The organism is Desulfosporosinus sp. HMP52 (genome assembly GCF_000765145.1).
Lineage (GTDB): Bacteria > Bacillota > Desulfitobacteriia > Desulfitobacteriales > Desulfitobacteriaceae > Desulfosporosinus.
Genome location: NZ_JMGA01000007.1, coordinates 47,296 through 57,597, shown reverse-complemented (window position 1 = coordinate 57,597; position 10,302 = coordinate 47,296). Strand labels below are relative to the sequence as shown.

Genomic DNA, 10,302 nt, shown 5'->3' with positions numbered 1-10,302 from the left:
AAAGGCTCTTTTTTTAAGTTGTAGTGAATTTACCTTCGTACCGAATGGAGTCTATCTCTTTAAGAACTAATTCTTTCAAGCGAGGAAATAGTGCCTCAATATCAGCACTTATTTCTAATCCCCACTCCAAACTTTTTGGTTGGATACCAAAAATTAAGGTTTGTGGGGCATTCCCCAAGATTTTAGCCATAGTGAGTACTTCGACAATGCCAATTTGATGAAAGGATACCTCATATTGTTCGGGGATCACTTGAAGATCACCAGGCTGAAAACGGAACAATGCCCCAGGTTCAGCATTAGCATTTATGGCATCTATGATAATGAGAAAATCTACATCCTGAATTAAGTGAACTAGTTCAAGTCCCGCTGTGCCCCCTTCAAGCAGTTCTACATTGTCGGGAAATGTGTCTTTTGCAAATATGTCTAAAAACCGAACTCCTAAACCTTCATCAGATAAGAGGATATTTCCTACTCCCATCACCATGATTTTTGGCGATTGCATAGCTATGCGTTTTTCTCCTTTCGTTTCTTGCCAAAAAACATAAACAGAAATTGCTCATAGGCGGATGTAAAAACTAGATAAAGATGAACAGCGATTACAGCCATGAATAGCCACATGAAGAGGTAATGAATTCCACGCACGGCTGCCAAACCTCCAAAATAGCCTGCTACATTAGCTAATTCCACGGGCTTGTAAAGGATAAACCCTGTAACTGCTTGAACCACAGCCATGATAGGCAAGGCAATATAGGCCATTTTTTGGAGAGGGTTATATTTTCCGGTTTCAGGGTGTTTGCCAATAAATAAATAGTACTTTATTTGTGGCCAAAATGTTTTAATGTCCTGTAAGTTGATGAGAAATGTATCATAGTCTTTATTTTTGCCAAAAAAGGAGTAATAGAAACGGACAATTCCATTAATAATTAATAGATACATAAAGATGAAGTGTAAATTCCGCATGAGGTTCATAGGCATCCCTGGATAAGGGGAATGAATGAACCAACCTGAAATAGTTAGTATAAAGAAATTAATTAAATTGATCCAGTGGCTAACGCGTTGAAACAATGGGTGGTCTAAGTCTAATTGGTGGCTAGACATGTCCTTCCCTCCTTTATTACCAGCCGATCTGGAATTTTTTGATGTTGTTTGTTTCCGGATGGATGAGATGGATCGCACAAGCCAGACAAGGGTCATAGGAGCGGACTACCCGGACAATGTTAACTGGATTCTCAAGGTCAGGAACCGGGACGCCGATTAGTGCTTCCTCCACTGGACCGCGTACCCCTTTATCATCTCTCGGTGAAAAATTCCAAGTAGTCGGAACGACCATTTGGTAGTTCTCAATCTTATGATCCCCTACTTTGATAAAGTGACCCAGAGAACCGCGAGGGACTTCTGTCATACCTGCACCTTGTCCTGTGGCCGGAGCCTCCCAATGATCCGTATCATGAATGCGGAAATCTTTAGAGCCCATTTCCTTCTCTAAAGCGTCTAACCAATTGAACATATCTTTAGCCATCAGGAGAGTCTCATAGGCTCGGGCAGCATGGCGTGCGACAGCACCGGGCTTAATACCGTACTTAGCGATAATATCCATGAGACCTTTTGGCTGCATTACAAGCATACGAGCGAGAGGGCCAACCTCAATAGGTTTACCATCATAGCGGGGAGCTTTAACAAAGGTATAAGCTCCTTTTTTATCAAGATCCGGTATTGTATCTTCGGTGTAGGGAGTTTTGCCCTTAGCGCTTGCCTTATACCAAGAATACTGAACGTCTTCTGTAATTTTAGATTCATCCACAGGAATGATTTTGCTTAAATTACCATCCATAATCACTCCGGCTTTGAAGAACATATCCTTACCGGCATCGTCACGGGCAAATCCGCCATAAGACAGATAGTTTGGACTTCCTCCTCCGACACCTGCCTGCGCTAAGGGCAGAAGTGGGCCGGTACCAAATGTTAATACGTCTTGTAAATAGGTTTTTTCAATAAAATCAAGCTGCTCATAAAGCATGGAGCGGAACTGCTCTACCACTTGAATACTTGGAAGCATTGTTACCCCACCGACGACAATAGAAGATTGATGGGGTTGTTTTCCAGCAAACAGTGCCGACATCTTCTTAGCCTTTGCTTGCATCTCAAGGGCTTTAAGGTAGTGGGCAACAGCCATGGTCACTAACTCTGGATCATTAACGCTAAAATCATCTGGTTTATAGCGTGGAGTGAGGGGGGCAGTATCTCCGGCATTAACTAGTTTGATAATTTTGTCTTTAACTGCCAAAAGACCTGGATCTTTACCCTGGTATTGAGCGACTGCCATGACATCTAAGTAGTCCAGAGCACTTAGATGATAGAAATGCAGAGGATGGTCATGGAGGTACATGGCTCCAATGATTAAATTTCGGATAAGCCGACCTCCGGCGGGGACATTTGCCCCGTAAGCTTTGTCTAGGGCCAGCGAAGATGCCCAACCATGAGAGCCGGCACAAACTCCACACACACGCTCGGTAACAAATGTGGCATCACGGGGGTCACGGCCACGGAGCATTGCCTCAATTCCACGGTACATTGTTCCTATGATATGAGCGTCAACAACTTTTCCATTTTCAACCTCAACTTCAACTCTTAAATGTCCTTCAATACGTGTTAAAGGATCGATTACTACTTTCGCCATTACATGTCCTCCTTATGATCCTTGTTACCCAATCTTCCGCTTGCTGCTGTAGCAATTAAATGTGCTCCCAGTCCTATTGCCGCGGCCCCTCCAACAACGAACCCTACAGTATCAGCGTCAACATGGCCAATTCCCGGCAGCTTAAAGATCTCTTGTTTAGCATATAAAGGACTAAATCCGTTATAAAAGTCTTTTTCTGAACATCCGGAACATGGAGATCCTGCATTAATGCAGAAGTTGGCATTGTCATTCCACCAGACTTGTGCACAGTCAGTGTATGTTTTTGGACCTTTGCAGCCCTTTAAGATCAGGCAATATTCCTTTTGAACCGGATCATTCCAGTCTGTAAGGTAGTTTCCGTTTTCAAAGTGACCACGTCGCGGACAGTTGTCATGCAGTAAAGAGCCATAGTAAGCTATCGGACGATTTTGGGAATCCAGGGCTGGTGCCTTTTGATAGGTTAGGTAATATAGAATAGTGCCAATTAAAGTTGTAGGTTTAACTGGGCAACAGGGAAGATTTATGACCGGCTTGTTAATTCCCTCATTTCTGAGAAGCTCTGCTACCCCTACAGCACCTGTGGCACAGGCTCCTGGGATTCCGGCACCTTCAGAAGCGCAGCTTCCAATAGCTATAATCACTTGAGCTTTTTGAGCAGCTTCAATAAGTATTTTGCGGAATGGTCTTCCACCAACCATACAGAACCGGTCTTCTTTAGCAGGACAGGATCCCTCTACAACTAATACAAAATTTTCTTTTAAGGTTGCCTGGTATGCTTCCTCAGATGTATGACCTGATGCAGCCATAATAGTTTCATGATAGCGTATGGAAAGCATGTCTAGAATGAGTTCAGCGGGTGAAGGATTTAGGGTAGAAATTGCCGATTCCGTACAACCGGTACAATCCATCCCTTCCAACCAGATAACCGGCGGCTTCTTTAGTGCTTGTTCTAACGCACTGGCTGCTTTAGGGACGATAAGTTCGGGTAGGCCTAGGGCTGCTGTGGTTGCTGCAATTAATTTCATGAAATCACGCCGAGAAACCCCTTTGACTTTGAGTAAATCAAAATTACCCATATTTTGCAGAACACCTCCTGATTTTAATTCCTAACGGGATGATTACATAATATTTTTAATATTTTTACTATATATGTAAGGTATATTCGAGGGAAGATCTAAGTTTCCTCTATATATAGAGAATATTTTGAAGATTATTAATATTATTTTATTATTTTCTAATCAGAAATTTTTATGATTAGTAATTGTCAAGAGAGAGCCAGTCGCTGCATTTATTTGTATTATTGTTGGTTATATGCAGTACTCGCCTTAATAGGGGCCTGAAATGACTAAATATTTAACTAATTACTTGAAGTATAGAGAGTCTGGCGTGTACAATAAGACTATTACTATTAAAAATTGTAATTATTACCACGAAAGTTGGTTTAACCAAAAATGAAAATTGAAGCGAAAACTATTTTTATTAATGGTATAGTTCAAGGGGTAGGTTTTCGACCGTTTGTTTATAAACTTGCTGAAGAGATGGGGATCAACGGGTGGGTAAATAACTCAAGTCATGGTGTAACAATCCATGCTGAAGGGAATAAGCTTGACTTGTTTTATAATCGTTTGCTTAAAGAAGTTCCCCCATTAGCCAAGATTGTTACTTCACAAGCCATTGATGTTGAGCCAAAGTATTATAGGTCATTTAAAATTGTTGAGAGTAAAGCTGAGTCTAAGGCGGATGTATTAATTTCCCCGGACGTAGCAACTTGCCGAGATTGTCTTGCGGATATGGCTGATTCTAAGAGTCGGTTTTACCAATTCCCATTTACTAACTGCACAAATTGTGGGCCCCGTTATACAATCATTCATGACGTGCCTTATGATAGGGCCTTAACAACTATGTCAGAATTTCAAATGTGCAAATCTTGTGAAGAAGACTATGTGAATCCAAGAAATCGGCGGTTTCATGCTCAGCCCATTGCCTGCAAAAACTGTGGGCCGAAGTTTCAACTGACGGATGGAAGTGGTCGATCCCTCCCGGGTCTTGGTGTTGATCAATTGTCCCAAGGCGGAATTCTTGCGGTAAAAGGGCTGGGAGGATTTCATCTGGTTTGCGATGCACGAAACGATGAAGCTGTACGCCGCCTGCGAGAGAGAAAGGAACGCGGCTCCAAGCCTTTTGCGGTTATGGCTAGGTCTATAGCAGCTGCTCGCGGGCAGGTAAATATTCTTGTTAAAGAAGAGGAGCTTTTAACCAGCTCATCAGCCCCTATCGTAATCCTAGAACGAAAACTTGCTTCAAGAGAGGGACTATCAGAGGATATTGCACCTGGTATACAGACTCTGGGCATCCTACTCCCTTATGCCCCAATACATCATCTATTATTTGAGGGGCCATACGATTTTTTAATTATGACGAGTGCTAACCTCAGTGGACGGCCATTGATTTATTCCAATGATGAAGCGTTAGCTGAGTTACAGGGAATTGCGGATTATTTTTTAATCCACAATCGGGATATTTATCATCCTTGTGATGATTCAGTTGTTCAATTGATTGGCGATGAAATTGTCTTTCACCGCAGGGCACGGGGCTATGTCCCTTTACCAATTTTGATGAGCAATTATCAAGTAGAGACTCCCCTCCTTGGTGTGGGGGGCGAACTGAAAAATTCATTTTGCCTTGTTGCAGGGCAGCGGGCTTTTGTGAGTCAATACATTGGGGATATGGAAGGATATGAAAATCTCCAGCGTTTTCATCAGGAATTAGAATCCTTTCAACGAGTCGTTAACATTGTACCTAGTGCAATAGCTCATGATAAACACCCAAACTATCAACTTACTAATTTTGCTTTGGAACAGCCTTGGCCAAAGTGTGCTGTACAGCACCATCACGCACATTTGGTCAGTGTCTTGGGAGAATGGGACAGAATTGAACCTACTCTAGGAGTTATCTGTGACGGGACTGGCTACGGGGATGATCATTGTATTTGGGGATTTGAATTTCTCTATGGGAACTCAGCCGATTATGAACGCAAGGCACATCTGGAGTACTTAGGGTTGCCTGGGGGAGATGCCGGTGCGAAATATCCTTTGCGAATTGCCTATGCCTATGTTAAAACTCTTTTGAGGGGTGAAGCCTGGGAAAAGACTAAATCTTTGTGGAGGTCTCTTTCCGGCATGGAACGCCAGATTCTTGATCGCCAAGTTGACACGGGGGTTCAACTCTTTCAAACCTCAAGTGCAGGAAGACTGTTTGATGCGGTCAGTGCCCTAATAGGTGTGTGTATAAAGGTAACTTATGAAGGACAAGCGGCGATTGAACTGGAAGGCGTTGGAACTAGGTTTTTGCAGGATCATCTTGAAGATAATGAATTCAGTCCGGATAACTCTAGATTACTTTATTCTTTTGAAATAAGAGCAGAGGATGGGGTGCTAATACTGGGAGTAAGAGCACTTTTTGAAGATCTTATTCAAGATGTTTTACGCGGTGTGAGTAAAGAAGAAATTTCCTATCGGTTTCATATGACGATTGCCCAAGCTATTGTAGATATTGCTTTGCAGCTGGAGGTAGGGGATGGCCCCATGGTTTTAAGCGGAGGGGTGTTTCAGAATAGGCTTTTAACAGAAGCAGTTCTGGGAAACTGTCAGAGACATGGTATAAAGGTCTTGCGTTCTCGAAGCCTTCCTCCGGGAGACGGGGGATTAGCCTTCGGACAGGTATTAATTGCGAATGAGGTGTTATAAATGTGTTTAGCCATTCCTGCTAAAGTAATTATGATTGAGGGATCAATTGCCAAGGTAGATATGATGGGTAATGAACGAGTTGTCAGTATCGACTTGGTTCCAGAGGTTGGAATTGGCGAATACGTGTTAGTTCATGCCGGGTTTGCCATCAGCGTTATTGATGATGAAAGTGCCAAAGAAACGGAAGAACTGCTGCTGGAGGTGGCTAATGCTTATGAAGAAGGGGAGTAAGGAGTCAGCGGCAAAGGCAGGTATACTTCTTGCGGAGATTGAGTCATTAGCACAAAGTCCATTTACCATCATGGAAGTATGCGGAACACATACTGTTGCCATAGCTAAAAATGCCATACGTGAGTTGTTGCCCAAAAGTATTCGATTGGTTTCGGGGCCGGGATGTCCGGTTTGTGTCACTTCCAACGGAGATATTGATCGCTATTTGTACTTGGCATCTCGAAAAAACGTAATAACGGCAACCTTCGGAGATATGATTCGAGTACCGGGCACAGAGAAGAATCTGCAAGAGTTAAGAGCTGAAGGAGCAGATATTCGAGTTGTTTATTCTACTCAAGATGCCTTAGAGTTAGCTCGTCAAAATCCCGACAGAGAAGTTGTCTTTCTGGGAATTGGCTTTGAAACCACGGTTCCGACAGTAGCGGTGAGTTTAGAAATTGCTAAACGTGAAGCAATAAAAAATTATAGTGTGTTGTCTATGCACAAAGTAGTGCCTCCTGTTTTAAGATTATTAGCAGAAGACGAACAACTATTGGTGGATGCTTTTCTTGATCCGGGGCACGTCTGCTCGATTATCGGAATAGAGCCTATAAGATTTATGGCTGAGGATTATGGTAAGCCCGGTGTTGTTACAGGATTTGAAGCCTTAGATATCTTAGAGGGGATAGCCATGCTCCTGCGGCAACGTGCTGAAGGTCGCTCAGACATTGAAATCCAATATCTGCGCGTGGCTAAGCCGGAGGGTAACCCACAGGCCAAGATGTTTATCGAGCGGGTTTTTGAGAGGATTGATGCATCTTGGCGGGGAATAGGAATTATCCCACAAAGTGGTTTGGGTATACGGGCAGACTATAGTCCATGGGATGCTGCTCGGAAATTTTCCTTACCCGTTTTTCAATCTCGGGAAACACCCGGCTGCCGTTGTGGAGATGTCTTAAGAGGGGTAATCTATCCCACCCAGTGTCCTTTATTTGCTAAGCATTGTACGCCAATGAAGCCTATTGGGCCATGTATGGTGTCTACAGAAGGGTCGTGTGCGGCTTATCACCGCTACGCCCAAAGGAGTGTGGATTAGTTGGAACGCATTATGTTAGCACACGGAAGCGGTGGTCGGCTAAGTCATGAATTAATTCTCAACCTTTTTCAGAGACACCTGGGAAATGCTCACTTGAATCAAATGAATGATGCAGTGCTCTTACCGGGAATGAAGCGGATTGCAGTGTCAACAGACTCTTTTGTAGTATCGCCGTTATTTTTTCGGGGCGGAAATATAGGTAAACTTGCGGTCTGTGGAACTGTCAATGATTTAGCGGTAAGTGGGGCAATTCCGAAGTTTATAACCCTGGCCCTTATTTTAGAAGAGGGCTTACCTATAGAAGAATTAGAACAGATCATTAAAAGTGTTGCGGCGACCGCTGCTGAAGCAGGTGTATTAATTGTTTGTGGGGATACAAAAGTCGTAGAACGCGGAAGTGCGGATAGGATTTTTATCAACACAACTGGGATAGGATACGTTACCGATCGTTTAGTGGAACCTAAGCGAATCCAGCCCGGTGATGAGATTCTTATTACCGGAACAATCGGGGATCATGGGATTGCAATTTTGTCTGAGCGAGAAGGGCTGGAATTTCAAACTCCTGTGCTAAGTGACTGTGCTCCATTGAATAAACTAATTGATACTTTTTATCTGCCCGGAGTTAAGTGCATGCGAGATCCTACCCGTGGTGGTGTAGCGACAACACTTAATGAATTAGCACAACAAGCCGGAGTGAGTATGCTCTTAAAAGAGGAGCGCCTGCCTTTATTGCCAAGTGTTGAAAGTGCCTGTGAGATGTTAGGTCTAGACCCTTTATATTTGGCAAACGAAGGAAAAGCTTTAGTTATTGTAGCTCCTGAAGTTGCGGACGAAGTACTTTTGAAGATGCAATCTCATCCTTTGGGAAAAAATGCAACTCGTATTGGGATAGTTCAAGAAGGAAAGTCGGGGCTCGTGCTTTTGGAAACTTTCCTTGGGGGGAAACGCATCGTCGGTATGCTTGAGGGCGAACACCTTCCCCGGATATGTTGAGAAAGTATGAGGCGGTATTATGCGGATAGCAGTCATCGATGGCCAAGGTGGCGGTATTGGTAAACACATTGTAGAGCAATTACGCAAAAAGATTCCGGATCTGAATATTCTTGCCCTTGGGACAAATGCCTTGGCAACCGGTGCCATGCTACGGGCAGGTGCCACAGAGGGGGCATCTGGGGAGTCAGCGATATGTTATAACGTGGAGCGAGTGGATATAATTGTTGGTTCAGTGGCGATTATGATGGTTTATGGCCTATTGGGAGAGATTACAGCAACTATGGCTACAGCAATTTCTGCCAGCAAAGCAGAGAAATTACTGCTGCCTATTCAACGTGGAAATGTTCAGCTTATAGGTGTCCAGCGCATTCCTCTGCCTCACCAGATTGAAGCTTTGGTAGAGGTAGTAGAGGAACGCCTGAAGGGTTAAACAGGGGACGGTTTACTTGTTAGCTTAAGACGAGTAACCGTCCCCCTGTGGTCTCTGTTCGGGGTGACTTTCCGACATCTTTTTTACTTAAAAGGGTATACTTGACAAAGGTAATATTGATTGCTATTATCAAAGCATAGTAAATTGATATGAAATGGGGTAATTGATATGAGAGTTGTTGACAATATTACAGATTTAATCGGAAAAACCCCTTTGGTTCGTCTGCAGCGGATAGTTAAGCCAGGTATGGCTAATGTCTATGTTAAGGTAGAGTTCTTTAATCCGGGCGGAAGTGTCAAAGATCGGATTGCCTGGGGAATGATTAAGGATGCCGAGGAGCGAGGGATACTTCGCCCCGGCGGCACTATAATTGAGCCGACAAGTGGGAATACAGGGATCGGACTAGCTATGATCGCGGCTGCTCGAGGTTACCGCTTGATTGTGGTTATGCCCGATTCTCTAAGTGTTGAGCGACGGATGCTGATGGCTGCCTATGGAGCGGAGTTTATCTTGACTCCCGGAGCAGAAGGAATGAATGGAGCTATTGCCGAAGCCAAGCGGCTACTCAACGAAAATCCCGATTATTTTATGCCTCAGCAATTTGAGAATCCTGCTAACCCGGAAGCTCATCGAAAGACAACGGCTTTAGAACTTCTTGAGCAATTGCAGGAAATTGATGCCTTTGTTGCCGGAATTGGTACCGGGGGTACAATAACCGGAGTTGGAGAGGTATTAAAAGCTCGTCTGCCGGAAATACAGATCATTGGGGCTGAACCGGCTTCTTCTCCGGTCATCTCGGGTGGGAAACCTGGTCCGCATAAAATTCAAGGCATTGGTGCTGGGTTTATACCGGAAGTATTGAACAAGTCGATCCTGGATCAAGTTATTCAGGTCAGCAATGAGGACGCCATGGAAACAGCACGGCGTATGGCTCGCGAAGAAGGTCTGCTGGTGGGCATTTCCTGTGGAGCGGCAGTCAGTGCAGCCCTTCAGGTAGCTGCTACGTTAGGTGAGGGGAAAAACCTCGTTGTCTTAGCACCGGATACTGGGGAACGTTATTTGAGCACGGAACTATTTAGTCGGTAGAATAGCAAAAGTGTCCCCTCGTCCAATTCGGAACGAGAGGACACTTTAAAATTCCCTCCAGAAT

At 44.0% G+C, this 10,302-nt stretch carries 10 protein-coding genes; 6 read left to right on the top strand and 4 right to left on the bottom strand.

Annotation, left to right across the window (positions count from 1 at the left end):
• Nucleotides 1-13: 13 nt before the first annotated feature.
• Genes DP73_RS02635 through DP73_RS02620 form a run of 4 tightly spaced genes read right to left on the bottom strand, consistent with a single transcriptional unit; the run spans nt 14 to nt 3,753 of the window.
• Nucleotides 14-502 carry a HyaD/HybD family hydrogenase maturation endopeptidase gene (locus tag DP73_RS02635; protein WP_034597236.1) on the bottom strand — a complete coding sequence of 163 codons (489 nt, stop codon included), beginning with the start codon at nt 500-502 and terminating at the stop codon, nt 14-16.
• Between the two features lie 2 nt (nt 503-504).
• Nucleotides 505-1,098, bottom strand: a complete 594-nt coding sequence (cybH, locus tag DP73_RS02630; RefSeq protein ID WP_034597235.1) for a Ni/Fe-hydrogenase, b-type cytochrome subunit — start codon at nt 1,096-1,098, stop codon at nt 505-507.
• 16 nt (nt 1,099-1,114) lie between these two features.
• Nucleotides 1,115-2,677, bottom strand: a complete 1,563-nt coding sequence (locus tag DP73_RS02625; protein WP_034597234.1) for a nickel-dependent hydrogenase large subunit — start codon at nt 2,675-2,677, stop codon at nt 1,115-1,117.
• Nucleotides 2,677-3,753 carry a hydrogenase small subunit gene (locus DP73_RS02620; protein ID WP_034597233.1) on the bottom strand — a complete coding sequence of 359 codons (1,077 nt, stop codon included), beginning with the start codon at nt 3,751-3,753 and terminating at the stop codon, nt 2,677-2,679. Before DP73_RS02620 ends, DP73_RS02625 begins: the two co-directional genes overlap by 1 nt.
• Nucleotides 3,754-4,128: 375 nt before the next feature.
• On the opposite strand from DP73_RS02620, the gene hypF reads away from it, so the two are divergent.
• The 6 genes from hypF (at nt 4,129) to cysK (ending at nt 10,238) form a co-directional block, all read left to right on the top strand.
• The gene (gene hypF / locus DP73_RS02615) at nt 4,129-6,423 is read left to right on the top strand and encodes a carbamoyltransferase HypF (RefSeq protein WP_034597232.1); all 2,295 of its coding nucleotides are present in this window, start codon (nt 4,129-4,131) and stop codon (nt 6,421-6,423) included.
• Nucleotides 6,424-6,654 (top strand): HypC/HybG/HupF family hydrogenase formation chaperone, encoded by a 231-nt coding sequence (locus tag DP73_RS02610; RefSeq protein ID WP_014901859.1) that lies wholly within the window; start codon nt 6,424-6,426, stop codon nt 6,652-6,654.
• Nucleotides 6,632-7,729: a hydrogenase formation protein HypD gene (gene hypD / locus DP73_RS02605; protein WP_034597231.1), complete on the top strand. Its 1,098-nt coding sequence runs from the start codon at nt 6,632-6,634 to the stop codon at nt 7,727-7,729. Before DP73_RS02610 ends, hypD begins: the two co-directional genes overlap by 23 nt.
• Nucleotides 7,730-8,722: a hydrogenase expression/formation protein HypE gene (hypE, locus tag DP73_RS02600; RefSeq protein ID WP_034597230.1), complete on the top strand. Its 993-nt coding sequence runs from the start codon at nt 7,730-7,732 to the stop codon at nt 8,720-8,722.
• Nucleotides 8,723-8,741: 19 nt separating this feature from the next.
• A complete protein-coding gene (locus DP73_RS02595; RefSeq protein ID WP_034597229.1) occupies nt 8,742-9,152 on the top strand; it encodes a DUF3842 family protein in 411 nt (136 codons plus the stop codon).
• Nucleotides 9,153-9,320: 168 nt separating this feature from the next.
• Nucleotides 9,321-10,238 carry a cysteine synthase A gene (cysK, locus tag DP73_RS02590; protein WP_034597228.1) on the top strand — a complete coding sequence of 306 codons (918 nt, stop codon included), beginning with the start codon at nt 9,321-9,323 and terminating at the stop codon, nt 10,236-10,238.
• Nucleotides 10,239-10,302: the final 64 nt, after the last annotated feature.

Bases quoted from the DNA above. Each gene is read 5' to 3' on its own strand.
- DP73_RS02635 (WP_034597236.1), bottom strand. From the start codon at position 502: ATGCAATCGCCAAAAATCATGGTGATGGGAGTAGGAAATATCCTCTTA.
- cybH (WP_034597235.1), bottom strand. From the start codon at position 1,098: ATGTCTAGCCACCAATTAGACTTAGACCACCCATTGTTTCAACGCGTT.
- DP73_RS02625 (WP_034597234.1), bottom strand. From the start codon at position 2,677: ATGGCGAAAGTAGTAATCGATCCTTTAACACGTATTGAAGGACATTTA.
- DP73_RS02620 (WP_034597233.1), bottom strand. From the start codon at position 3,753: ATGGGTAATTTTGATTTACTCAAAGTCAAAGGGGTTTCTCGGCGTGAT.
- hypF (WP_034597232.1), top strand. From the start codon at position 4,129: ATGAAAATTGAAGCGAAAACTATTTTTATTAATGGTATAGTTCAAGGG.
- DP73_RS02610 (WP_014901859.1), top strand. From the start codon at position 6,424: ATGTGTTTAGCCATTCCTGCTAAAGTAATTATGATTGAGGGATCAATT.
- hypD (WP_034597231.1), top strand. From the start codon at position 6,632: ATGCTTATGAAGAAGGGGAGTAAGGAGTCAGCGGCAAAGGCAGGTATA.
- DP73_RS02595 (WP_034597229.1), top strand. From the start codon at position 8,742: ATGCGGATAGCAGTCATCGATGGCCAAGGTGGCGGTATTGGTAAACAC.
- cysK (WP_034597228.1), top strand. From the start codon at position 9,321: ATGAGAGTTGTTGACAATATTACAGATTTAATCGGAAAAACCCCTTTG.